This is a genomic window from Hungatella sp. L36 (assembly GCF_014288035.1).
Genome location: NZ_JACOPC010000001.1, coordinates 552,927 through 577,589, shown reverse-complemented (window position 1 = coordinate 577,589; position 24,663 = coordinate 552,927). Strand labels below are relative to the sequence as shown.

The 24,663-nt window shown below is 51.9% G+C and carries 25 protein-coding genes; 6 read left to right on the top strand and 19 right to left on the bottom strand.

The features are described 5' to 3' along the window. Positions 1 to 17: 17 nt before the first annotated feature. The 5 genes from H8S80_RS02420 to H8S80_RS02400 form a co-directional block, all read right to left on the bottom strand. On the bottom strand, positions 18 to 395 hold the full coding sequence (locus H8S80_RS02420) for a biotin/lipoyl-containing protein (protein ID WP_002600475.1): 378 nt from the start codon (positions 393 to 395) through the stop codon (positions 18 to 20). Between the two features lie 20 nt (positions 396 to 415). After that, positions 416 to 1,183 (bottom strand): OadG family protein, encoded by a 768-nt coding sequence (locus H8S80_RS02415; protein ID WP_117630142.1) that lies wholly within the window; start codon positions 1,181 to 1,183, stop codon positions 416 to 418. Positions 1,184 to 1,200: 17 nt separating this feature from the next. Next, the gene (locus H8S80_RS02410; protein WP_002600477.1) at positions 1,201 to 2,655 is read right to left on the bottom strand and encodes an acyl-CoA carboxylase subunit beta; all 1,455 of its coding nucleotides are present in this window, start codon (positions 2,653 to 2,655) and stop codon (positions 1,201 to 1,203) included. A 272-nt stretch (positions 2,656 to 2,927) separates the two neighbouring features. Further along, on the bottom strand, positions 2,928 to 3,524 hold the full coding sequence (locus H8S80_RS02405) for a hypothetical protein (protein ID WP_002600478.1): 597 nt from the start codon (positions 3,522 to 3,524) through the stop codon (positions 2,928 to 2,930). Between the two features lie 112 nt (positions 3,525 to 3,636). After that, entirely contained in the window at positions 3,637 to 4,482 is an 846-nt protein-coding gene (locus H8S80_RS02400) for a YitT family protein (protein ID WP_117630493.1), read from the bottom strand. A 176-nt stretch (positions 4,483 to 4,658) separates the two neighbouring features. Between H8S80_RS02400 and H8S80_RS02395 the strand changes: the two genes are divergently transcribed. Further along, positions 4,659 to 6,290 (top strand): potassium/proton antiporter, encoded by a 1,632-nt coding sequence (locus tag H8S80_RS02395; RefSeq protein ID WP_117630141.1) that lies wholly within the window; start codon positions 4,659 to 4,661, stop codon positions 6,288 to 6,290. 11 nt (positions 6,291 to 6,301) lie between these two features. Here the strand turns inward: H8S80_RS02395 and H8S80_RS02390 are convergent, their stop codons facing one another. Beyond that, positions 6,302 to 7,153 carry a tyrosine-protein phosphatase gene (locus H8S80_RS02390; protein ID WP_002600481.1) on the bottom strand — a complete coding sequence of 284 codons (852 nt, stop codon included), beginning with the start codon at positions 7,151 to 7,153 and terminating at the stop codon, positions 6,302 to 6,304. A gap of 117 nt (positions 7,154 to 7,270) precedes the next feature. Beyond that, a complete protein-coding gene (locus H8S80_RS02385; RefSeq protein WP_117630140.1) occupies positions 7,271 to 8,542 on the bottom strand; it encodes a D-alanyl-D-alanine carboxypeptidase family protein in 1,272 nt (423 codons plus the stop codon). 159 nt (positions 8,543 to 8,701) lie between these two features. Between H8S80_RS02385 and H8S80_RS02380 the strand changes: the two genes are divergently transcribed. Further along, positions 8,702 to 10,033 (top strand): DNA polymerase Y family protein, encoded by a 1,332-nt coding sequence (locus tag H8S80_RS02380; protein WP_117630139.1) that lies wholly within the window; start codon positions 8,702 to 8,704, stop codon positions 10,031 to 10,033. 58 nt (positions 10,034 to 10,091) lie between these two features. Here the strand turns inward: H8S80_RS02380 and H8S80_RS02375 are convergent, their stop codons facing one another. Both H8S80_RS02375 and H8S80_RS02370 read right to left on the bottom strand, forming a co-directional pair. Continuing rightward, complete coding sequence (locus H8S80_RS02375; RefSeq protein ID WP_002600484.1) at positions 10,092 to 10,967, bottom strand: YitT family protein; 876 nt, start codon at positions 10,965 to 10,967, stop codon at positions 10,092 to 10,094. A 48-nt stretch (positions 10,968 to 11,015) separates the two neighbouring features. Beyond that, entirely contained in the window at positions 11,016 to 11,285 is a 270-nt protein-coding gene (locus tag H8S80_RS02370) for a hypothetical protein (protein WP_055660989.1), read from the bottom strand. A 90-nt stretch (positions 11,286 to 11,375) separates the two neighbouring features. On the opposite strand from H8S80_RS02370, the gene H8S80_RS02365 reads away from it, so the two are divergent. After that, on the top strand, positions 11,376 to 12,311 hold the full coding sequence (locus H8S80_RS02365; RefSeq protein ID WP_117630138.1) for an RluA family pseudouridine synthase: 936 nt from the start codon (positions 11,376 to 11,378) through the stop codon (positions 12,309 to 12,311). Here the strand turns inward: H8S80_RS02365 and H8S80_RS02360 are convergent. Continuing rightward, complete coding sequence (locus tag H8S80_RS02360; RefSeq protein ID WP_117630137.1) at positions 12,263 to 13,690, bottom strand: RsmF rRNA methyltransferase first C-terminal domain-containing protein; 1,428 nt, start codon at positions 13,688 to 13,690, stop codon at positions 12,263 to 12,265. The genes H8S80_RS02365 and H8S80_RS02360 overlap by 49 nt on opposite strands. A 207-nt stretch (positions 13,691 to 13,897) precedes the next feature. Here H8S80_RS02360 and H8S80_RS02355 point away from each other — a divergent pair, with 207 nt between their 5' ends. Next, complete coding sequence (locus H8S80_RS02355; protein ID WP_002600488.1) at positions 13,898 to 14,476, top strand: hypothetical protein; 579 nt, start codon at positions 13,898 to 13,900, stop codon at positions 14,474 to 14,476. Between the two features lie 133 nt (positions 14,477 to 14,609). Here H8S80_RS02355 and H8S80_RS02350 read toward each other — a convergent pair whose 3' ends face one another. From H8S80_RS02350 to H8S80_RS02315, 8 genes are all read right to left on the bottom strand, one after another. After that, positions 14,610 to 15,095: a DUF6465 family protein gene (locus H8S80_RS02350; RefSeq protein WP_117630136.1), complete on the bottom strand. Its 486-nt coding sequence runs from the start codon at positions 15,093 to 15,095 to the stop codon at positions 14,610 to 14,612. A gap of 196 nt (positions 15,096 to 15,291) precedes the next feature. Then, positions 15,292 to 15,798 carry a DNA-deoxyinosine glycosylase gene (locus H8S80_RS02345; RefSeq protein ID WP_002600490.1) on the bottom strand — a complete coding sequence of 169 codons (507 nt, stop codon included), beginning with the start codon at positions 15,796 to 15,798 and terminating at the stop codon, positions 15,292 to 15,294. Further along, entirely contained in the window at positions 15,798 to 16,448 is a 651-nt protein-coding gene (gene yedF, locus H8S80_RS02340; RefSeq protein WP_117630135.1) for a sulfurtransferase-like selenium metabolism protein YedF, read from the bottom strand. Before yedF ends, H8S80_RS02345 begins: the two co-directional genes overlap by 1 nt. Before the next feature lie 147 nt (positions 16,449 to 16,595). Beyond that, the gene (locus H8S80_RS02335; protein ID WP_002600492.1) at positions 16,596 to 16,940 is read right to left on the bottom strand and encodes a DUF1292 domain-containing protein; all 345 of its coding nucleotides are present in this window, start codon (positions 16,938 to 16,940) and stop codon (positions 16,596 to 16,598) included. 150 nt (positions 16,941 to 17,090) lie between these two features. Continuing rightward, positions 17,091 to 17,615, bottom strand: a complete 525-nt coding sequence (locus H8S80_RS02330; protein ID WP_117630134.1) for a cob(I)yrinic acid a,c-diamide adenosyltransferase — start codon at positions 17,613 to 17,615, stop codon at positions 17,091 to 17,093. Positions 17,616 to 17,628: 13 nt separating this feature from the next. After that, positions 17,629 to 19,473 (bottom strand): ATP-dependent helicase, encoded by a 1,845-nt coding sequence (locus H8S80_RS02325; protein ID WP_117630133.1) that lies wholly within the window; start codon positions 19,471 to 19,473, stop codon positions 17,629 to 17,631. Between the two features lie 81 nt (positions 19,474 to 19,554). Continuing rightward, complete coding sequence (gene gltX, locus H8S80_RS02320; RefSeq protein WP_025531858.1) at positions 19,555 to 21,009, bottom strand: glutamate--tRNA ligase; 1,455 nt, start codon at positions 21,007 to 21,009, stop codon at positions 19,555 to 19,557. A gap of 222 nt (positions 21,010 to 21,231) precedes the next feature. After that, positions 21,232 to 21,789: a putative signal transducing protein gene (locus H8S80_RS02315; RefSeq protein WP_117630492.1), complete on the bottom strand. Its 558-nt coding sequence runs from the start codon at positions 21,787 to 21,789 to the stop codon at positions 21,232 to 21,234. A gap of 170 nt (positions 21,790 to 21,959) precedes the next feature. Between H8S80_RS02315 and H8S80_RS02310 the strand changes: the two genes are divergently transcribed. Together H8S80_RS02310 and H8S80_RS02305 are read left to right on the top strand one after the other, a co-directional pair. Beyond that, complete coding sequence (locus tag H8S80_RS02310; protein ID WP_002600497.1) at positions 21,960 to 22,394, top strand: RrF2 family transcriptional regulator; 435 nt, start codon at positions 21,960 to 21,962, stop codon at positions 22,392 to 22,394. Then, entirely contained in the window at positions 22,384 to 23,106 is a 723-nt protein-coding gene (locus H8S80_RS02305) for a tRNA threonylcarbamoyladenosine dehydratase (RefSeq protein WP_002600498.1), read from the top strand. The genes H8S80_RS02310 and H8S80_RS02305 overlap by 11 nt, the downstream gene beginning before the upstream one ends. A gap of 167 nt (positions 23,107 to 23,273) precedes the next feature. Here the strand turns inward: H8S80_RS02305 and H8S80_RS02300 are convergent, their stop codons facing one another. After that, positions 23,274 to 24,638 carry a sodium-dependent transporter gene (locus tag H8S80_RS02300; RefSeq protein ID WP_117630132.1) on the bottom strand — a complete coding sequence of 455 codons (1,365 nt, stop codon included), beginning with the start codon at positions 24,636 to 24,638 and terminating at the stop codon, positions 23,274 to 23,276. Positions 24,639 to 24,663: the final 25 nt, after the last annotated feature.

The following is a 24,663-nucleotide window of genomic DNA, read 5'->3' as shown; positions in this document are numbered from 1 at the left end:
CTGGCGGAAGCTCTGCCTTAGTTTAATGTAGCCAGTGTTGCGCCTGCTTCTACGGAATCGCCGGTTGCTACATTAATGCTTGCAATTGTTCCATCCTGAGGAGCTACGATTTCATTTTCCATCTTCATGGCTTCAAGAATAACGATTACGTCGCCCTTCTTCACTGCCTGTCCAGGATTTGCCTTCACGCCTAAAATCTTGCCTGGCATTGGAGCCGCTACCGTTACGGATCCGGCTGCTCCGGCCGGTGCTGCTGCCTTCGGTGCTGCAGGAGCTGCCTTCGGTGCTGCCGCCGGCGCTGCCTTTGGTGCCGCTGCTGGTGCTGCGCTTCCGGTTCCTTCTTCTACGGTTACGTCATAAACATTACCATTAACTGTAATTGTATAATTCTTCATGATGATAATCCTCCTGATTATTATGCTTTTTTCCATTTCCCTGCCGGTGCACGTCTGATGGAGCGTACGACAAGACCGCTTGGGCTCGTTCCTGTAGATGCTGCAATCGCAGCTGTAATGACTGCTACCAGTTCCAGATCATCGGCCAGGTTCTCTTCCACTGCCTGGTAAACTGGTGCCGGTTCTGCTGCCGCTAATGGTTCCGGATCTTCTTTCTTTCCCTTGTTCTTCATCTTCTCTTCAAAACGGTTAATATATTTGAAGCAGCCGATGAGGAAGCTGATGAAGATCAGGACAATAAATACGGTTCCCATACCCATAACCATATTCATGGCGGCCTGTTCCATGTTTTCGCCTAACGTATACTCCGGGACAAAGGAAACGCTGGTAATCGCACCTTCCCTGTCGGTCGTGATACCGAAGTCCATCTCTCTCTTCTCAAAAACCGCATGAACCGTTGCGCTGTAGCCGCTGTCAATCTCTTCTACCTCAGCCGTGTCCTCTACGGAAATCATGGCGCCAAGGTCATGCTTGACGTTCTTCCAGGAGTCCACACCCTCGGCAAGAGCTTCGCTCTGTTTTGCAGTCTGGCTTCTCACCTCGTCCAGCTGATCATCCGGAATGTTCACGTAAGAGCTTAAATATCCGGAAGCCATCTGGCTTAACTGAGCCTGAATGTTGACATCGATCTCTGAGGAAGCGGTGTCAGCCTTACTGCAGGCAGATAATGAAAAGAGACAGGCTGCCATGCAAAGTCCTAATGCTACTCGTTTCATATTCAGTTTCATATACCTGTCACCTCATTCTAGACCGTGCCATGTTTTTTATCCGGACGATCCTCTCTCTTCGTGAATAACATCTCAAATGCAGCAATCACGCGGGCTCTTGTCTCGCTTGCATCGATGATATCATCAACATAGCCTCTCTTTGCAGCGGCCAGTGCGCTGGACTGTAAAGTCTGATAGCCTTCCGCCTTCTCATTGATTAAGGAAACGCTGTCGTCCGCCTTGCCGATCTCATCCGCATACATGATCTTCGCCGCTTCCTTCGCATCCATCATGCCGATGGAAGCGTCCGGCCATGCGTAAACCATATCGGCGCCGATTGACTTGCTGTTCATTGTTAAATAAGCGGTTCCGAACGCCTGTCCGATGACAACCGTTACCTTCGGAACTGTTGCATTGGCAAATGCATACGTCAGCTTGGCCGCCGCTTTGGCGATCTTTCTCTCTGTGCATTTGCTGGCCTTATAGCCCTTTACATTGACAAGCGTAAGCACCGGGATATTAAATGCATCGCAGAACTCCACGAATTCCGCAGCCTTGGTGCAGCCCTGAGAGGTTAAAACCGCATCGTACTCAGCAGTCTTTAAGCCGCTCTCATCATAGGATTCTGTGCGGTTGGCAACAGCGCCCACCGTCGTTCCGTTCATACGGATGAATCCGGTTACCATGGAAGGAGCGTAATCCTTCTTCACTTCCATGAAGAAATTATCATCAGAAATCTGTGTCAGCGCGATAGCCGTGTCTCCCACATAGTTTGCAAGGTCGGAGCACACACGGTTTAAATCGTCGTTACACTCGTCGTAGGACATGTCATCTTCGTTATTGGCCGGGAGGATGGTAACCAGGGTTCTGATACCGCTTAAAATCTCCGCCTCATCGCCTGTAAAATCTGCCAGTCCGGTTTCCTTACTCTGGAAATCAGCGGATGCCGTGTCGCATTTGCCGGTATAGTTGCCAGCCAGTGCGTTCGGGGAATTCACAAATAACTTTCCGTTCTTGCTTTCCACAAATGTGAAATCAGCCATAGCTGTGGAAACCGCCATACCGCCGCCGCAGGTTCCAAACACTGCGCTGATCTGCGGAATCACACCGGAAGCCATGGTCTGGCTTAAATAAAGCTGGCCAAATCCGTCCAGGGCATCGGTAGCTTCCTGAAGTCTTAAGCCTGCGCAGTCGATCAGGCCAATGACCGGAGCGCCCGTCTTCATGGCCGCCGCATAAAGATTAACGATTTTTTTTGCATGCATTTCGCCGATGGAACCACCCAGTACGGATGCGTCCTGGCTGTACACATACACAAGGCATCCTTCGATGGTACCGTAACCGGTAACAACACCGTCAGCAGGGGTTTCCCTTGATGTCATGTTGAAGTCTGTGTTTCTGGCCGTGATATAGGCGCCGACTTCAACAAAACTGTTCTCATCAAGCAAAGCATTGATTCTGTTGCTTGCTGATGTCTGTGCTGAATTACTCATTTTGCAATCCTCCATTTTGTAATATTTGTACGGGCTCTGTTAAGTAATTAACAAAGATCCGTAGAATAACACCAATTTCTGCCGATTATAATTGTATAATTAATTATGACAAATTTCAAGGTTTTTTTGGAAAAAAAAGAACTGCATTCTATGGATTTTTCATAATCCACATCATGCAGTCCTAATAACTTGTCAGCATTTTTTCACAATCTTTCTTAACTTCCAGCGAAATACACAAGTTTTCGTTGTCTAATTTGTAACTATTGCACACGTCATTCCCGGATGTCCATTATGCGAAATGTACCATCCTCTGTCTTTTTATAGCGGATATGGGGATTTTCCTCTCCCATGGTCACGCCATCCGCGTTCGCTTCCAGTGTCGCCGTGTCAACTCCTGCGATCGCCACCATCAAATCGTCCCCGAAGATCAGATCCGGATTCTGTTTTAAGAACTCGTTTCTGTCTGCAAAAGTCATCTTCTCTCCATCAGCGGTCTCCAGATTTAAGGGGAACGCGGCCAGATCTGCCAAAGCCTCCATGTCCCTGTCCGCTACCGCTTCCTGGACCAGCTCTGCAAATGCCTCGATATCCTTATCTCCTGCCTCCGATTCTGCCGCGCCGCCGTCCTCTGCTCCCGGACCAGCTGCCGCCCGGGCCTCTTTCTCCATATCTTCCGGAGTCGTCTCTTCCTCTTTTTCTATCTCTGCGCGAAACGGCGCCGCCTCATCCTTCGCAGCCTCTGTGGCTTTCGCCGCTGTCGTCTCTGCGGCTCCCACTGCCTCAGACGCGCTTTTCCCTGAACAGCCGCCCGCCGCCAGCACTGTGATGACAGCCAGCAGAACGGCCAGAATCTTTCCTCTTCTCACCATAAGTGCACACTTCCTTTCTGCGCTTCGGGCAAAGTATATACCACGCAGAAGCGGAAGTCAATAGAGTTTCCAAAACTGTAAATGTTAGTCAGTTTTCTGTAAGATTCTTCCCTTATTTATACTCCTTGTGAAGGGTAAATCCACGGCCGCGCACCTCGCTGACCTGGTTGATAATCATAAATGCATTGGAGTCCAGCCCCATGACGAGTTCATTCAGCTTCGACAGCTCCCGGCCCGATACGACCGTGAGCACCGCATAGGATGCCTTTCTCAAATGGCCTCCCTCGATCAGGAGCAGCGTCGTTCCCCGGTCCATCCGGTTCTGGATCGCCTCGCTGATGATCTCGCACTGCTCGCTGATGATCTTGACCTGCATCTGGTTCTGTCCGATCATCAGCACCTTATCCAGCACCATGGTGTAGAGAAGCACCAGCAGAATTCCGTACAGGATCTTCTCCTTGCCTGCAAACACCATCTGGGTCAGCAGGATCAGGCAGTCGAACACCGACATCGTCATGGAGACCGGAAGGCGGAACTTCTTATTGAGAATCAGCGGCGGTATATCCATGCCTCCGGTCGATGCCCCCGCACGGATCACCATGCCGATTCCCGCGCCGATCAAGAGTCCGGCAAAGACGGTCGCCAGCATCGTATCCCCGGTGATGGGAGAGGAACCGAACAGTCCTTCAAAAACGCCGAGAATAAACGGATAGTAAAAGGTACTGATGATTGTCGTAAATGCAAACGCTTTGCCGAGAACCGCCGCACCCGCCGCAAACATCACCACATTAAAAACGCCGACGAACGCCGCGATGGGAATCCCGAACTTATACTGGGCCACCAATGCAAGACCCGTCGTCCCGCCGGTGATGAGGCCGTTTGGAAGGATAAAGAGGGACACGGCCAGGGCGTAGAGCGTATTTCCCGCCAGCACGGTTATTATTTTTTTCATATTCATACAGATCTGTCTTCCTTTCATCGGTAAATAACACCGCCTCCCAGTATAGCATAATCCCCGGTTTCTTAAAACCCCCGCCGTTAAGATTTCGTTTCAATTCCTCTCCGTTTTACTTTTTCCGCCGTCCTCCTGTTATACTTTATGATGAAAATTTATACTCAGAAAGGAGCGAACACATGGAGTTATATTTAATTATGGCTGCATTTATCTGCATCCTGTGCATCTTTGCAGGGAGCCTGTCAACCCGCATCGGCGTCCCCTCCCTTCTCCTCTTCATCATTCTGGGCATGATGTTCGGGACAGACGGAATCTTGCAGATTCCCTTTTCCAACTATGGGCTCGCGGAGAGCATCTGTTCCGTCGCCCTGATTTTCATCATGTTTTATGGAGGATTCTGCACCAACTGGGAGGCCGCCAGGCCTGTGGCAAAAAAAGCCGTGCTGCTTTCCAGCGCCGGCGTCATACTTACCGCACTCTTAACCGGCCTTTTCTGCCATTTTATTCTGAAGACTTCCCTGCTGGAAGGACTTTTAATCGGCTCCGTACTCGGATCCACGGATGCCGCCAGCGTATTTTCCATTCTCCGCATGAAAAAGCTTAACCTTGTAGACGGCATGGCGTCCATCCTCGAGGTGGAGAGCGGAAGCAACGATCCCGTCGCCTATATGCTGACTACAATCGTACTGGGCATGATGGCGGGCCACTCTTCCGCCGGCTCCGTCGCCCTCGTCTTCTCGGCGCAGGTGCTGTACGGTATCCTGTTCGGCGTGGCAGCCGGCCTGGCCGGATCGAAGCTTTTAAACTCCGAACAGTTTTTTTCCGGGGAAATGCTTCCGATTCTCACCATGGCCCTTGCAGTCCTAACCTACGGTCTCTCGGCCTCAGTCTCCGGCAATGGCTTCTTAAGCGTCTATATCGCCGGCATTATCCTGGGCAACAGCCAGATAAAAGGAAAAGTGGAACTCGTCCACTTTTTTGACGGCATCACCGGAATGATGCAGATTATTCTGTTTTTCCTGCTGGGGCTCCTGTGTTTTCCGTCCAGGATCATTCCCGTACTGGTCCCTTCCGTCTGCATTATGGCCTTCATGCTTCTGATCGCGCGGCCTGTGGCCGTCTACATCATACTGCGGCCCTTTAAAGTTCCATTCCGCCAGCAGCTGCTGATCTCCTGGGCCGGCCTGCGGGGAGCCGCCTCCATCGTCTTTGCCATCACCACAGTCCTGAGTCCGGCCGCCATGGAATACGACATCTTTCATATCGTGTTCTGCGTCTGCCTCCTGTCTGTCGCCATTCAGGGCTCTCTGCTTCCATGGATGGCGAAGAAGCTGGAAGTAATCGGTTCCACCGACGATATCTTCAAGACCTTTAACGACTATCAGGAAGACCAGTCCATCCATCTGACCGAGGTCCGTCTCCCCGAGGGACATCCCTGGATCGGCCATACCTTCCAGGATATCTCCATTCCGGAGGATATGCTGGCCGTCATGGTACTGCGGGATGGGAAGACGCTGATTCCCAACGGAAGCACGTTCATCACAGCGGATGACACCATCATCCTGAACAGTCCGGCCTATGCGGACAAAAGCGGCATGAAGCTCCGCGAAGTCCGGATCGGCCGGTACCATCCATGGGTGAACAAACCGCTGTCGGAGCTTACGCTTCCCGCAGACACCCTGATCTTTCTCATACGCAGGGCCGGCCGCTCCCTCGTTCCGACGGGCCAGACCCACGTCCGCGACGGAGATGTCCTGATTCTGAATGCGCAGCCGGTAACGCACACGGCGGCGGCTTCCGCTATCTTATGAAATCCGCTTTTTTATGAAATAAGAAATTTTCGTTTCAGTTCCGCCTGCTTCCGCTCATTTATGCCAATCCGTTCATTCAGATAGGCATCCACGGAACCGCAGGCGGTTTCCATGGCGGAAAACGCATGGCGGATATAATCCTCCGATACCGTCAAAAGCACCTTCACACACTCTGCAAGCCTCACGTCCTTCGTCTTTTCCCGCACCATATCCGCGGTCTTCACCGCATTTTCCATCACGTAATCATTCGTCCGGATAAAATCCCGGATAATCGTATCCCGGTCTACGGATAGGGCGGACAGCAGAAGGGCTGTTCCCACACCCACCCGGTCCTTTCCGGCGGTACAGTGCCAGAGCACCGCGCGGTCGTCTGCCTCCAGAAGGATATCGAAAAAGCGGCTGTAATACGCCGCAGCATGTTCATCCATGACGAGATTCTCATACAGCTTATCCACATAGAGCTCCGGATTCCCGCCCAGGGAAGAGGCGTGTTCCAGCATTCCGATTATGGCATCCTGCTTCGGCTTTCCCTCCTCCTCGTCCTCAAAGGTGATCCCCACCGTCTCCTCATTCAGAATCGGATTGAAAATGTTGATGACGCCGTCTATCTCCGGGTCCGGCTTCTGGCTTCTCTCCACAGAGGTTCTGAAATCCACCACCGTCCCCAGACGGCACTCCCCTGCCAGACGCGTTATGTCCGCCGGCGTAGCCTCATAGAGCGCTCCGCTCCGAATCAGCCGTGCCGGTACAATCTGCTTTCCATCCATGGTATGTATGCCGCCAAGATCTCTCGTATTGGGCAGCCCCTCCAGAGGGATTCTGCCTGTGTAATGTTTTGCTGTTCCGTTTAAATTCTCTTCCATTCTGTACGCCTCTTTCTTTCGTTCATTCTTTCTCAATGCTCATAGTATATCACAAACGCCCCATTCCTAAAAGCCCCTGCTTAGGCCATCACGCCCCGGCAGTTCATTTGTTGCTGTTCACTCCGCAATGCCATTTACAAATGAAAATGGTGACCGGAAGAGCTGGATCACACGGTCGATGCACCACCGGAAGGTGATTTTCTCCACATCCTCGGTGAGATAGACAGGAAATGTCTTTACGGTCTCTCCCTGCAGGCGGTAAGTCACCGTTCCCACGGTCTGCCCCTTCCTAAGCGGCGCCTTTAAGCGGTCCGGAAGCTCCTCGGATACGGTCACTTCCTCGTCCTCTGCCATGAGAAGCTTTAAGCTCTTCTCCTCATCCTTCAGATTTAAATCGGCGTGAACCATCACCGGATCGCCCAGGTTTCCGGAAAGGGGGACTCCGTTTTCCACCGGAATTTCAGGTAATGTCTTTTCCTGGTAGACCTCCCGGTACTGATAGTGTTCCTTTCCATACCCGAACAGCTTCCTGGCATCCGACCATTTATACGTCTTGTGAGGTGGCCATCCACAGCCCAGAAGCGCGATGGTAAACTCCCGCTCTCCGTCCTCTAACGCCCCCACATAGGAGTAGCCCGCTCCGCCCGTAAATCCGGTCTTGCCGGAGAATACGCCGCTCATCATGGTCAGCAGTGCATTGTGGTTCTGGCAGCTGTAGGACCGTTTCCCCTCCTGATCCGTGAAATAATAGCTCTGTGTCCCCGTAATCTTCAGAAATTCATCCTTCTTCGGTGACGTGCCGATGCAGTAATTCATGATGCGGGCCAAATCCGCAGCAGTCGTGGAGTGCTCCTTCATCTGGCCGTTCTCCTCCTTGCTGGCGTCCAGCCCGTTGGGTGTGATAAAATACGTGTCGCCGCACCCTAAATCCCTGGCCTTCTGATTCATCAGGACCGCAAAGCCCTCCACACTTCCGCCCACATGCTCCGCGATCATCACGGCCGCGTCGTTGTGGGATTCCAGCATCAGGCTGTAGAGTAAATCCTCCAGCCGGAAGGTCTGCCCCTTATACACGCCCAAATGAACCTTCGGCTGGGCCGCTGCATTCTGGGACGCCGTCACAGTGTCGGAGAGATTTCCATACTCCAGGGCTATGATGCAGGTCATGATCTTCGTCGTACTCGCCATGGGACGGGCCACTCCCTCATTTTTCCCATACAGGATTCTGCCTGTTTTCGCATCCATCAGAACAGCCGACTGCGCATACAGCCCCAGTTCATCCTTCTGATTTTGTTGTTCCTGCCCGTCCGTCTCCGCCTGCGCCGTAACCCTGCCGCATATTCCCGTGCACAGCACAAGGCACAGAATAAATAGTATGACCTGCTTCATCCTCATACCACCCTGTATGATTTTATTTTATCCTATTCCTTCTATTTTTCATTTATTCCGGTTAAGAGGTCTGGCCTTTAAGTTTCCTCTTTACTTGCGAACATATATTCGATATAATAGAAGCAGATCATTTCTTCATTTACACAGGGAGGGAATCTTATGGCACAGAGTCCGCTTGTCTTTCATATTGATGTTAATTCCGCATTTTTAAGCTGGGAGTCTGTCTGCCGTCTGACGGAGGATCCGGAGGCGCTGGATCTCCGCACGATTCCCTCCGCGGTAGGAGGGGACGCCGCTTCCCGTCACGGCATCGTGCTGGCTAAGTCCACACCGGCGAAAAAGTATGGGGTCACCACCGGGGAGCCGCTGGTTCAGGCGCTTCGAAAGTGCCCGGGGCTGTGTGTCGTCCCCTCGCGGTTCGATGTCTATATTCACTATTCCACTCTCCTGATGAACCTCTTATCCGACTACACCCCTGATATTGAAAAATTCAGCATCGACGAAGCCTTTTTAGACATGAGCTCCACCATCCATCTCTTCGGGGATCCGTGGACCACGGCCAATCAGATCCGTGAACGCATCTGCCGGGAGCTGGGTTTTACCGTGAATATCGGGATTGCCCCCAACAAGCTTCTGGCCAAGATGGCCTCCGATTTCAGGAAGCCCGACATGTGCCACACCCTCTTTCTCGATGAGATCCCGGAGAAGATGTGGCCGCTTCCCATCCGGGAGCTGTTTTTCGTGGGCCGTTCCGCCCAGAATAAGCTGGAGGGAATCGGAATCCACACCATCGGCCAGCTGGCCGCCTGCAATGTGGAACTGTTAAAACCCATTCTGGGCGAAAAGTATGCCATACAGATTCACGACTATGCCTGCGGCATCGATCCTTCCCCCGTGGCGGAACGCGAGCCCATCAACAAGGGCTACGGCAACAGCACCACGCTGTCCCGCGATGTGGATGACCTCGATACGGCGTTCACCGTGCTCCTGTCCCTCTGTGAGACTGTAGGAGCGCGGCTCCGCGCAGATCACGTGATCTGTGACTGTGTCTGTGTGGAAATCAAGGACTGGGACTTTCACGTACAATCCCACCAGACGACGCTTAACAGCCCCACGGATTCCACCACGGTGCTTTACGAGAACGCCTGCCGTCTGCTGAAGGAGTTCTGGGACCGCACGCCGCTCCGCTTGATCGGAGTGCGCGCAACGAAGATATCTGACGATGAGTTCAGCCAGATCAGCCTGTTCGAATCGGAGCAGTCCAAGAAGATGAAGGAGATGGAAAAGGCGGTTGACCAGATCCGCAGCAAATTCGGCACCGACATCATCAAACGGGCCAGCTTCTTAAAGAAGGACTCCATCGTCGATCACGCCGCCAGCAAGCAAAAGCATCTCTCCCATTCCGCCTTAAAGGAAGACGAAAAAGGTTCAGAGGGCGGCGGATCAGGCAAAGTACGGGATTATAAAAGAGGATGGAATGAAACGTATTGATAACAATGCTGATAAGATAGAATTTGAGCGGGAATACGATTGCTTCCCGCTCTTACTGTCATATGATCTCAATTGGCTTAAAGCCCTCTCCAAACACCTCATTCGAATCTGTGATAATGATAAACGCGCCCTTATCGATCTCATGGACCTCGCGTCTGATGGGGATTACCTGGCTGTTATTGCATGCACACATGACGACCTTCTTCTCGTCCAGGGAGTAGGAGCCCTGTCCTTCCAGAAACGTACAGCCCCGCCCTGTGGCCTCCTCGATGGCGGCTGCCACCGCCGCCTCGCACGACGTAACGATAAGCATCAGCTTTCCGGCGCCGAGACCGTACATGATCTTGTCGATGACCATGGTGGTCACGATAGAGGAGATCATACCCAGGATCACCGCGTCCAGATTGCGGAACACGAAGCCGCCGGCCATGATGACTACGGCATCCACCACCAGAGAGATCTGGCCGATCGTCAGGTGGGGAAACAGCTTCCTGATAGCCATGACCAGGAAGTCCGTGCCGCCTGTGGAACCGCCCCGCAGGTAAACAATCGTAAGTCCCAGTCCCGAAAAGATACCGGTACAGATCGATGCATAGAACGGGTTTCCGTCATAGACAGGAATGATGGGCATCACATAGTCCAGCACAAACGCGAATATCACCATACTCTTCATGGAGCGGAGCAGGAACCGTCTTCCCAGCAGCTTATAGCTGACAAGCAGGATCGGTATGTTGAGCAGGATGCTCACGATACCCATGGGAAGTCCGAATAAGTAGCGCAAAATAAGGGCGATACCGGAGACGCCGACAGGGGCGAACTCCGCGTTCACCGCGAAATTATAGATCCCGATATTGAAAAGGAATGCGCCCGCGATATCGCAGAGCAGGTCGATTCCCAGGTCTTTTACTGTATACTGCTGTCTGATTCCAGTCATTTGATTCTTTCCTCCATTTCATCTCCGTGCAGCTGATACGGCCTGTCTCTAGAGGAAATAATCGTCGATCTCAAACTCCTTTTTCCCTACACGAATCCATTTGATCAGCACGCTGGTCTCTCCGTCTTCCTCCGCGCAGACTCCGCAGCCGTGAACCTCCGTCCTTCCATAGGATTGCTTAAAGATGACTTCTTTATCCATAATTCCGCGTTCTGCTATATTTTCCGCCAGATCGAGGAGCACATCCTCCACATCTTCCTCTACATGATTCTTCTCTAATTCCTGTTCCAGTTTCTCATAAAGCTCTTCGTTCATCATAATCGTATGTCCTTTCTTCTTTTCCATAAGACAATTATACATTTTTAAAATTTCTTGTCAATCTCACCCAGCCATGATAAAATTTATGCCATGAAAACGACTATGACATACCTCATTCAACAACAGGACATACAAAAGACCGTAGAACAGTTTCTGCTGTCAAACGGCTATTCCGCAGCTCTGATCCGCCGGCTGCGCCACACGGAGCAATCCATTTTAAAGAATGGAAGCCCTGTCTATACGACGTACAGGCTGGACGAGGGCGACTCCCTCGCCGTCACACTGCCCGAAGAACACGGTTCAGAGAATATTGTTCCCGTTCCCATGGACCTGGACATCCGGTACGAGGACCGTGACCTTCTCGTCGTCAATAAGGCCGCCGGCGTCCCCATTCATCCGTCCCAGGGAAATCACGATAATACACTGGCTAACGGAATCGCCTGGTATCTGGGGGAGAAGGGAGAGGCCGCTACCTACCGGGCCATTAACCGCCTGGACCGTGATACCACCGGCCTGCTGATACTGGCGAGGCACGCACTCAGCGCCTGCATGCTGTCCGAGATGGTCCGTACCCATGCCATACGCAGATGTTATCTGGCTGCGGCCTCCGGTCTGGTTCCCCCGGAAGGCGTGATCGACGCCCCCATCGCCAGAGCCGGCGATTCCACCATCGAGCGCTGTGTGGACTTTGAACACGGGGATTCTGCCAGAACCCATTACCGCACGCTGTGTTACAATCGTGACACCGACTGTTCCTTAGTGGAGCTGCGCCTGGAGACGGGACGAACCCATCAGATCCGGGTTCACATGAAGCATATCGGCCACCCATTGCCCGGCGATTTTCTCTATAATCCCGACTACCGCCTGATTGGCAGGCAGGCCCTCCATTCCTGGCAGCTGGATTTTATTCATCCCATCAAAAAGGAGCCCCTTCATTTCGAGGCCCCTCTTCCAGAGGATATGCGCCGGCTCTTCGGTCAGGAGACGAATACCGTCCCTCCCATCCAGCGCAGTCCCTTCGGATAATGATTTTTTAAGATTCCACCGGCCAGTTTGGAAAATCCCAGGGACCAGCCGTCCACGGTCATCAGGACCCAGCCCTTCTGTCCGTTTAAATCACAGTTTTTTGCTTCCTCGATCCTCAGCGTTTCCCCCTTCAGATACCGGACAGCCTCCATCCCATCTGCCTTCATGGAGAAACGGCGCACCGCCTCCTCTTCCTTCATGGATAGCGCCAGGGCGTGGGATGGCTCAAAGCGGTTCTTCTTCATCGTTCCCATATGAAGGCCGGGACGCACCACCTTTAGGCCGGCCAGATCGATCATCTGAGGCGGAAGCAGATACAGCTGGTCCCCGAACAGGATATACTCTTCCCTGTCCAGGTATCGCTCCGGTTCCGTAAACAGCTCCCTGCAGAAGCCTTCATACTCCTTCCACACGGCCTTGTCTTTCAAATACTTCGGCCCCTTTCGTTTCCACGTCCCGTCGTCCTCCCCCGTCTTGCGAAGCACGGCCAGATAGTGGCCTTCCCCCTCCGATAAATGGGGCCATATCCGGTAGGTTTTCCGGAGTGTTTCCATGGACAGGGTTCCCCATTCCGGCCTCCCCGGTGAAAGGCCTTCCCGGGTCCCCATATCCTCGATCTCAAATTCCGGATGATCCGAAAGAAACATCTCGATGGTCTGCTCGTCCTCCTCCGGGGAAAAGGTGCAGGTGGAATAGACCATGCGTCCTCCGGCCTTCAGCATCTGCGCTGCATGATCCAGAATCTGGCGCTGCCTCGCCGCGCACATAACCACGTGATCCGGGCTCCACTGGCTGCGGGCTTCCTCGTCCTTACGGAACATGCCTTCGCCGGAGCATGGAGCGTCCACCACGATTTTATCGAAAAACTGAGGGAACCGCTCTGCCAGCCGTTCCGGCGTCTCATTGGCCACCACCGCGTTCCGGATTCCCATGCGTTCCACATTCTGCGAGAGGATCTTCGCCCTGGCCGGATGGATCTCATTGCTCAGCAAAAAGCCTTCTCCCAGCAGGTGTCCGGCGATCTGAGTCGTCTTGCCGCCCGGCGCCGCGCAGAGGTCCAGCACACAGTCTCCCGGCTTCGGCTCCAAAAGTTCCACCACTGCCATAGCGCTGGGCTCCTGAATGTAATACAGCCCCGCTTCATGGTACGGATGCTTTCCGGGCCGGTCATGCGAATCGTAGTAATAGCCTTCCCTCGCCCACGGAATCTTTGTCAGGTGAAACGGGGCCTTCGCTAAAAACTCCTTCGCCTCCGCCTTTCCGGGATTCAGCCGCAGTCCCTGCACCCGCTCCTTTTCGTAGCTTTCCAGAAACGCCTCATATTCCGTTTCAAGAAGGCCCATCATCTTTTTTTTAAATGCCTCCGGCAGCTCTATCATCACAACTCCTCATTTTTCTCAAGAATTCTTTCCACCAGATTACCAGATTCGGCCTTTTCCGTCAATGTTCCGGAATAATTTTCCTTTATTTTCCCAATTTTTTCGACAAATTACACACTTTGTTTATAAATATTTTCGAACTATATGATAAAAATATATAGGAGACGTTAAAACGATTCTTCAACTAATGAACCTGCGAGGTACGACATGATATTAAACATCACCGCTTACTTTATTATTCCCGTTTACACGTTTCTTTTTGCCTGGGGAACCGATTTATTCAGGCTGAACTTCTCCGTACTGGGCAGTCTGGCCAACCGCAAGAATGCCTTTCTCTTATGGGGAATCATCGTGGGCATCTATTTTTACTATGTGCTGAGAAAAATTATTCATCACCTCCCACGCAACCGGAAGGAGACGGTTACGAGCGTCAGCGCTCTGATCCTGCTGGCCTTCGCGGTCACCACGCCCTATCTTCCCGAAAACAGGCCCTTTCGGGCATTTCTCCACGTGATCTTCGCCTTCAGCGCCTCCGTGCTGCTGCTGGCCTGTCTCTACCTGATCGTGTGGAAGCTCTACTGCATGAACCGGGAAGTATACCGTCCCTACTTCATCTGTCTGAACATCATCACTGTGCTGTCGGCCATGCTCTTGTGTCTGGCCGGAATCGTCAGCAGCGCGCTGGAAATATTCTTTACCGTATCCTGTACTCTGATGCTCATCAGACTGTACCGTCGTGTTACATCATCCAGGGACGGTTACTACAGTCTGAAGCACAAAGTCTAAAAACGCCGCAGACCGCCCGCAGGTACGCCATCTGACTCGCTGCCGGCAGAAAAATAGTGCTGTAAAAAGAACATCATCCGCAAAAAACGCGTCCATTCCTTTTACAGCACCGTATCGTGTTCTATGTATTCAATTATAACATAACCTTATACTGGTCAGAACCTTCGCCGTTTACAACGTAGTAAGCAGCATGCTCTTCCGGCTTCACATAAATCTCGATTGTCTCGATGACAGCGCCCTTGTTCATGGACTCATAAGCCTTCTTTGCAGCTTCCAGAACATCTTTTGCAGCGATCTGCTTTCCAGCAAACTCGATTACTACGGAAGATTTTACTTCCTTCCCGGCTGCAGGCTTCTTAGCAACAGCTTTCTTTGGCGCAGCTTCCTTTTTCTCAGGTGCAGCCTTCGGCGCAGCTTCCTTCTTAGCCGGAGCAGCCTTCTTTGGTGCAGCCGCTTTCTTCTCAGCCGCCGGTTTTGCTGCCGGTGCCTTCTTAGCCTCGGACGGAGCTGCTTTCGCCGGCTTCTTTTCTGCCGTCTTGACTTCTGCTGTTTTCGTCTCTACAGCTTTCGTCTCTGCCGTCTTCGTTGCTGCCTTAGTTTCACTCTTAGTATTCATCATAATTCTCCTCCTCAAACAGATTCATCTGTTTCTACTGTTGACGTGTATAAGTTCAGCCTGCCTTCTGATGTTTATATTTTAGCTGAGTGAATTATAAAACGAAAATATCGTTTTGTCAACAAAATGACTCGCATTAACCCTGCTTTTTTACTTATTTATGCAGGATTTTAGAGGAAAATTACATAAATTTTGCATTTTACAGGTATTTTAAAATCTGTGAATAGGCAGCCCTCAGTTCTTCGTAACTGGTCCGGCAGTTGGCTGGGCTGGTCGACGGAAGCCGGATGGAGGCAATCTCCGTCTGGGAAAAGCAGTATCTTTCATACAATTCGTCCGCTTTTGTCCCTGTCGTAAACACGGCCCTTATGTCTGCCCGGGAAAGGATCACGTTCATGTCGTTGGGTACCGGATTTTTAATGGAGCTGTCGTCCGCTCCGCAGATATCGCATCCTGCAAGGACGTCCCATACGGCGATCCGGCGGCGCAGTGCCAGGCTCTTCTTCTCCTCAATCGTCCCAGGCGCCGGCTCCCCTAAAATATCCGCCAGGACCGGCCAGAAACGATTGCGCGGATGACCGTAGTAGAAGCCCTGCTCCCTGGATTTTGGAGACGGCATGGTGCCCAGCATGAGAACTCTGGAGTTTTCGTCGTATACCGGCTGGAAGGTATGAACGACCGTTTCCTCTCTGTTTTTCTTCTGCATTATGGCCGGATCACGGAGCTGGCCCCGGACAGCTTCTCGGCGATATCGTACATGTTGGTGACATTTCCAACCGCCAGCTTCTCGGAAAGGCCGTAAAAGTTCAGGCATGTGCCGCAGGTAAGGATCTCGACTCCCTGCGCCTCCAGACTCCTTAAATCTTCCACAGACTGCGATCCCTCCGCCGACAGCTTTGCACCGCCGTTATAGAGCAGGACCGTATCGGGCAGCACGTCCAGCTGGGTCTGCGCATAGAGAAAGCCCTTCATCAGCTGCCTTCCCAGCTCATCATCCCCGCTTCCCATACAGTCGGAGGAAATCACCACGACCTGGCCCTTCCTCCTGGCATCCGGAATACAGGCTTCCGCCTTCACGTCTGCTTCTGCAGCCTCATTGGCGGTATTTCCCTCTTTCTGAGGATCTGCCGCCTTCCGCTCCGTGACATCGTAGCTCACCCGGAATTCTTCCTCTGTTAGCTTTTCCGATACCGGCTTCAGTCCAAAATAGCCGCCCAGCTTCATTAAGTTCTGTACGGCGATCTCATTGTCCACCAAAACCTCGACGGTTCCCTCCGTCATCTCTTTCAGTACCTCTTTTGCCTTAATCACAGGCTGGGGGCAGGGAAGTCCCTTTGCATCAACGATTTTCTTCATCTTATCTCCTTTCCGGCCGTCTAGTGCCTCCCGGCGTAAATACGTCGGGAGGCACCAGCACAGCTTTGCATTAATTCAGTATAAAATATCACATATAACGCCGTTAAAAAAGAAGAGCTATCATCCGAAGACAATAGCTCAGCCTCTTTATTCGTTTTCTTCTGTCTCGTCTTCGCCTACCAGTTCATCGTACTCCGCATCATCCAGCAATTCGTCAAATGCATCGGCTACGATCTCATATTCATCATCATCTTCGATATTCTCCAGATTCGGCTGTCCATCCTCTGACTCGGAATAACGGTATAAGTAAACCTCTCCCTCTTCCGCCTCAGCACCTTCCATCGGAAGCAGAGCAATGTAATCGCGTTCGCCGGCCGTAAAAATGGTGAGAACCACACACTCGATTTCTGTACCATCGTCCAGAGTCAGTGTGACGGTCATTTCCTCCTGCTCTTCCATGTTCTCCTGGTCTAAATTCGGATCCTGTGCCATGTCGATACCTCTCTTTTTGTAATGTTCTTTTCTATTATTTTGACGACTATTTCGTCTCTTTCCACTCTATCAGACAATGGTATAAAAATCAAGGGATTTCTGTCTGATCCGGAATAAACTTGACTGTATAAGTCACCGTTTACTGCATACTTAATACTCAATTCCCTCTCGCGCCTGGATCCCCTGATCGTAAGGATGCTTGATCTTTTGGATCTCTGACACGTAATCCGCCATGGAAATCAGTTCCTCCGACGGCCCGCGCCCGGTCATCACGACCTCCAGGCCGGAGGGACGTCCGGTTATAAAATCTCTCACCGTCTCTTCCCGCACCAGTCCATAATTCATGACTGCCATGATCTCGTCGAGAACCAGCAGATCGAAGGCGCCATCCACCGCTTTCCTAAGCGTCATATCCAGCAGCTCCGTGTAATACACCGCCGCCTCCTTCTTCTGTTCGTCTGTCATACGGAAGAAAAATCCGAAGCTCTTCTCACACGGTGTGACCGAGATTCCAGGTATCAGCCCCAGCGCCGCCACCTCACCGGAATGGTCGGTCTTTAAAAACCGGGTAAGCAGTACCTTTCTGCCGCATCCGGCCGCGCGGACGGCCAGTCCGACGGCGGCCGTCGTCTTTCCCTTTCCCTCGCCGCAATAGATGTGTACACACGAATCCATGTTATGCTCCTTTCTACTCCCGTCCCAGATACTCCTTGACAAACCGGGACACCTCCTGTTTCTTACTGTACCGCTCGCTCACGTAATTGACGTGGAGCCGCTCCTTCGCCCTCGTCATGGCGACGTAGAACATGCGGCGTTCCTCTTCCATATCCGCGTCCAGAACCGCCTTGTGGTGCGGTGTAACGCCTTCGTTGGCATCGAGAATGTAAACGATCCGGTACTCCAGCCCCTTGGAGCTGTGCATCGTCATGAGGGAAACGCCCTCCGTCCGCTTCTCCCTGGATCGGGCCTGAAGCTTCAGTTCTCTGGCATACTCCTCCATATGGGCGAACCACGCCTCCACCGTCTGAAATCCCGCGGCGCTCTCCGCCAGCTGGTCCAGAACCTCGAACAGCTCCTCCGGCTTCATACGGCGGTACTCGGCGTACTCTCTGATGTAATCGTCATATCCCACCGCTTTGCGTATGTAATTCACCGCGGCGGCAGGCGCCAGCTGCCTCAGGAATTTCAGATCGTATTCCAACTGTTCGATCCGCTCCACCATCCAGCCCTTGTCCTGATAAAAGGACTTGACCGCCTCCCAGCTCACCACCGGCAGTTCCAGTGCGTCCCGGCTGATGTACCGGTTCGGGCGGTTGATCACCGAGAGAATGCAGGAGCGGCTTAAATCACCGGCAGCGGCATTTAAATAGGCGATGATATTTTTCGCAATCCAGTGGTCGTAAAGATTCGGCACGGCGTCCTTCATGCAGAAGGGGATATTGTATTCCATCAGCTTCTCGATCAGCAGACGCGGCCCCAGATTCGTCCGGTACAGGACTGCGATATCGGACCAGGCATATCCGGCTCCGGTGTAATCCGTGATCTCGTGGACGATCTCCAGCGTCTCCTCCTGCGGATCCTTCCAGACTCTCGTAACCACAGGCTTTCCCCTGCCCTGCTTCGTGACGATCTCCTTCGGAAAACGCGTTTTATTATGGGCAATCAGCTTACCAGCCGTGTCCACGATGTCCTTCGTACTGCGGAAATTGATATTTAAGAGGACCCGCTCGGCATCGGGATAGTCCTTCTCAAAGCCCAGCATAATCTCCGGCTTCGCGCCGCGGAACCGGTAGATGGACTGATCGTCGTCTCCCACAATAAACAGGTTGTTCTCAGGAGCCGCCAGCATCCGCACGATCTCATACTGAACCCGGTTGATGTCCTGAAACTCATCTACCAGTATGTACTGATACTTCCTCTGCCATGCGCCAAGGATGTCCTTCCTCTCCTTAAACAGATCGTAGCACATGACCAGCATATCATCAAAATCGATTAAATTCGCTCTCCTCAGCCGCTCCTCGTAGCCCGAATACAGCTTCTTGAATATCTCTTCCGAACAGTTCTTCGCATAGTAGTGGTTCAAGTGGATCATTTCCCCTTTTACGGAGCTGATCTCTGACAAAATGGAGCTCACAAACTCCGCTTCATCCTCCACCTCAACATGGTTTGTCTCGATCAGTTCCCTGATGTACTGCATCCGCTGTTCATCACGCACAATGTTGCGCGCGTCATACCTGTATGCAAATTTTAAGATTCGGAAAAATATGGCATGAAATGTGCCGAAACTGACAGATGACGGTCCCCCGCCGCACAGACTCTCATATCGCTCTTTCATCTCCATGGCCGCCGCCTTCGTAAAGGTGATGACCAGGATACTGGACGGATTCACTCTGCATTCCTCCGTTAAATACTTAATCCGGTGGGTTATGGTAAATGTCTTTCCCGAACCCGGACCGGCCAGCACCAGCATGGGACCCTTATCGTGAGTCACCGCCGCTTTCTGTGCACCTTCAAATATTACTTCTGAACTCATTGGTTTTCCCTTCTCTCAGAGGGAATTAGAGCGCGTCTGAAACGTCTGATCAGACACGCTCAAAACCCTTATATCTTCTCTTTACTGACGGCTCAACAGCTCGATTCCCGTCTGAATCCTTGCAATGGATTCTTCCCTGCCAAGCACTTCCATAATCTCCGTAGCGCCTGCCGGTGTCATCTGCTTGCCGGAAACCGCCGTACGGATCGGCCACATAACAAAGCCGGTCTTATAGCCCTTTTCCGCCACATACGCTGACAGCGCCGCATATAAGGCGTCGTTGCTGAAGTCCTCCTGTGCTTCCAGGATCGGCAGAACTTCTGTGAGAACCGTCAATGCGGTCTCCTTATTCGTCTTCATCTTCTTATGAACGTACATCTCCGGATCGTACTCCGGAAGTGCCTCAAAGAAGTCGATATGGTCTGCAATATCCGGGAAAATCTCGATTCTCGTCTTCACCATGGCGGCGATCTTCTCTAAATCGAGATCCTTCGTGATGACCTTCCTGATATGAGGCTCCGCCATCTCAAAGAACCGGTCAAACTCCATGGCCTTCATATATTCGCCGTTCATCCATTTTAACTTCGTCATATCGAATACGGCCGGAGACTTACTGATATTATGGTAATCGAATTCCTTTATTAACTCTGCCAGAGAGAAAATCTCACGGTTGTCCACCGGAGACCATCCCAGCAGTGCCACGTAGTTCACTACAGCCTCGGAGATGAAGCCCTGCTCGATCAGATCCTCGTAGGACGCATGTCCGCTCCTTTTGCTCAGCTTCTTATGCTCTTCGTTCGTAATCAGCGGGCAGTGCACGTATACCGGAACGTCCCAGCCGAAAGCAGCGTAGAGACGGTTGTACTTCGGTGAGGAGGAAAGGTATTCATTGCCGCGGACCACATGGGTGATTCCCATCAAGTGGTCATCGACTACATTGGCAAAATTATACGTTGGGTATCCATCCGACTTGATCAGTACCATATCGTCCAGCTCGGAGTTGTCCACGGTGATGTCACCGTAAATCTCATCGTGGAACGTGGTAGTTCCCTCGGTTGGATTGTTCTGGCGGATGACGTAAGGCATGCCGGCTGCCAGATTGGCCTCCACTTCTTCCCTGGATAAGGAGAGGCAATGCTTGTCGTAGGTCATAATCTCCTGGCCTTCCACCGTCTGCTTTAAAGAATCCAGACGCTCCTGCGTACAGAAGCAGTAATACGCCTCGCCCTTTTCCACCAGCAGCTTCGCATACTCCAGGTAAATACCGGAAGCCTGACGCTCGCTCTGAACGTAAGGGCCCACGCCGCCATCCTTGTCCGGGCCTTCATCATGAACCAGTCCGGTCTCCTCAAGCGTTCTATAGATAATCTCGACAGCACCTTCCACATACCGTTCCTGGTCCGTATCTTCGATACGGAGAAGAAACTCTCCGTCTTCATGCTTTGCAATTAAAAATGCGTACAACGCGGTCCTTAAATTGCCGACATGCATGCGTCCTGTAGGGCTCGGTGCGTATCTCGTTCTTACTTTGCTCATTTTGGCACACTCCTAAATTATTATTTTACGCGTACCCTATTATATAACGAAGTACTGGAAAAAACAATCATTTCATCGAAATTTGGCAGGAAATCACCGGTTCCTCCGCCGTATATGGAACCGGCGGGAATCCGTAATAATCCTAAGAATAATTATGGCTGTGAATAAAAGGATCGCAGTTGTACACAGCTCCTGGTAAGCTGTCCCCCACTTTTTCTTCCCTTACGGAATCGGCGGGAACACAGAGATAATCCCCAGAATAACCGCTGCGATAATAATAATCGCCGCCAGACGCCTGTCCTTTAAAATCAGAGGATTCCTCCAGCCGTTTTCACCCTCCTCCTCTTCCGAGTCTCCGTCATCGTCCAAATCCCCCTCCGCTTCCGAATCCTCAGCAGCCACATAATCCTCATCGACCTCCGCGTCCTCCTTCATGCACTCCCACTCCTTCAGATATCCCTGGGCAGCCAAAAGATCGGAGGCGCGCACATAGATCTTTTCCCCGAAAATCGAGTAGCCCATGTAGACCCTCATATATTCGCCGCTTTCCTCATCCATGGAGTACGATGGAATTCTATGATTCTCCAATATTCCCTGCAGCAGCTTCGCCTCTATGTGATCGCTGACCGTCGTCAGCATCTCCACATCGACACCCTCAGACGCAAATTCCACATTACCTTTTTTCCCCTCCTCTTTTTTGACGAGCGGGGTCTGGCAGTCCGTGCATACCTCTCTTCCATCGAAAAACTCCGCGCCGCAATTGGGACACTTCATCGTCATAGCACATACCTCCCTTTCCGGGCCACTTTCGGCATACAGGCGGCCATTCTTTTCATCCATTATACCATAAAATCCCTGTGTGTAAAAACTGTTTACATTTGTCTCCGCATCGTGTAAAATACTTTATATCCTACTAAACAGATAAGAATGATAGGAAGGAGAACGACACCATGAAAATCTCTACAAAGGGACGGTATGCCCTTCGTATGATGCTGGAATTCGCTCTGCATCCGGGTGAATGTACGAAAATCAACCAGGTGGCCGAACGCCAGCAGATATCAGACAAATACTTGGAACAGATTGTGACGATTTTAAGCCGCGCAGGCTATGTCAAGAGCATGAGAGGCGCCCAGGGCGGCTATTATCTGACGAAGGAGCCTGCCGATTATACGGTTGGCATGATCCTGCGTCTCACCGAGGGCAGCCTTGCCCCTGTAGCGTGTATGGAGGACGAATTAAACCAGTGTGTGCGTTCCGGCCACTGCGCTACCTTAACCGTGTGGAAACAGCTGGATCAGGCGATTAACGGGGTTGTGGACAGCATTACGCTCGCCGATCTGGTGGAAGAACAGAAGAAACTGGATGGTGACAGTCATGATTCATGAATTCTCACGGAGTGAACTCCTTCTGGGAAAGGACTCCATGGAAAAGCTGGCAGGCTCCTGTGTCGCCGTCTTCGGCGTCGGCGGAGTGGGATCCCACTGCATCGAGGCCCTGGCCAGAGGAGGCGTCGGCCGTCTCGTCCTGATCGACAACGACACCGTCTCGATCACCAACATCAACCGGCAGAGCATCGCTTATCACAGCACCGTCGGCATGTACAAGACTCAGGTCATGAAGACGCGGATTCTGGACATGAATCCACAGGCGGAAGTCTTTGCATTTGAGACCTTTGTCCTGCCCGATAACATAGAAAATCTGTTTGAACAGATTCCCTGTAAAGTCAACTACATCATAGATGCCATCGACACCGTCACAGCCAAGCTGGCCCTGGCCCAATACGCCATTGACCACGAAATCCCTTTCATTGCCTCTATGGGAACCGGCAACAAGCTTCACCCGGAACTGTTTGAGATCACGGATTTATCGAAAACATCGGTCTGTCCGCTCTGCAAAGTCATGCGCCGGGAATTGAAAAAACGGGGCATCACTTCTCTGAAAGTCCTGTACTCCAGGGAAGAACCGCTGAAGCCGCTGGAAACCAGCACAGAAGTCACCTCGAAGCGCGCCGTGCCAGGCAGCGTCTCTTTCGTTCCCCCAGTCGCGGGTCTCCTCATCGCAGGGGAAGTGATACGCGGGCTGACAGGGAAGAATTAGATGCAGGACAGTAAATTCTGCTGCAAACAAATATGCAAAACCAAAAAAAACGGAAGCATTTAAGGGCCGCTCATTATATCCCGGCCTCTCAAACGCTTCCATTTCTTATACATCTTTTATCTACTTTATCTACCCGTGAAGCCTCTGCTCAGCGCCATATCGCCTCTCTAGAACTTTGCAATATACCCCTGAATAAAGATTACCAGCACGATCAGAGGCAGGACAAATGTCACATATCCTCTCACCCATCTCGGAAACTTAATTCCCTTTCCTTCGTTGGCTTCCTTCATAAAATTCTCAAATCCCCAGCCGTATCTTGTGGTACAGAAGGCCAGATAGATGAGACTTCCCAGCGGAAGCAGGTTGTTGCTGATAATGAAGTCCTCTAAATCCAGGACATTGCTGCCTTCGCCGAATGGCATGAAGCCGCTCCACAGATTGAATCCCAGCACACACGGCAGGGAAAGCAAAATCACTGCAGCCGCGTTGCACAGTACGGCCTTTTTGATGGTGCAGCCCGTCAAATCCGTGGCAAATGACACGATATTCTGGAACACGGCGATAACCGTGGATACAGCCGCAAATGACATAAACAGGAAGAACAGCGATCCCACCAGTCTTCCGCCCGCCATATTATTAAATACATTCGGCAGTGTCACAAAGATCAGCTTCGGTCCCTGACCCGGTTCAATACTGAACGCAAAGCATGCAGGGAAAATGATCAGTCCGGCCATAAAGGCTACGAAGGTATCAAGAATCGTAACGGAAATCGCCTCGCCCATCAGGCTGCGCTCCTTGCCGATATAGCTTCCGAAAATCGCCAGGGCGCCGATTCCCAGGCTCAGCGTAAAGAACGCCTGTCCCATGGCTGCGAAGATTACTTCTCCCAGTCCGGCTTCCTGAATCTTTCCGAAGTCAGGCTTTAAATAGAATTCCAGTCCCGGTCCGCTGTTGTCCATCATGACCGAGTGTACCGCCAGAATCACCATCAGAACCAGAAGGCAGACCATCATCACCTTGGTGATCTTTTCCACACCGCCCTGCAGCCCCTTCGCGCAGACCGCGAAGCATCCGATTACCACAAGTATCATAAATACAGCCATCAGAACCGGATTTGCCAGCATTCCCTCGAATTGCGCGCCGACACCAGCGGCATCCAGACCCGTAAAATCACCTTTTGCCATCTTGAAGAAATATAAGATCATCCAACCGGCGACCGTGGTGTAAAACATCATCAGGATGTAATTTCCTGCCATGCCCAGATATTTGGCGTAATGCCACTTCGTTCCTTTTGGCTCCAGCACATCATAGGACAGCGCCACACTTCTCTGGCTTGCCCGTCCCACTGCAAATTCCATGACTACGATCGGAAGACCCAGTATCACTAAGAATACCGCGTAAATTAATACGAATGCCGCGCCGCCGTACTGGCCTACGATGTATGGAAAACGCCATACATTGCCGAGTCCGATTGCGCATCCCGCTGAAATAAGAATAAAGCCCAGCCGGGATGAAAATTTTTCTCTCCCCATACTCTTTCTCTCCTGGTTGTTTAAA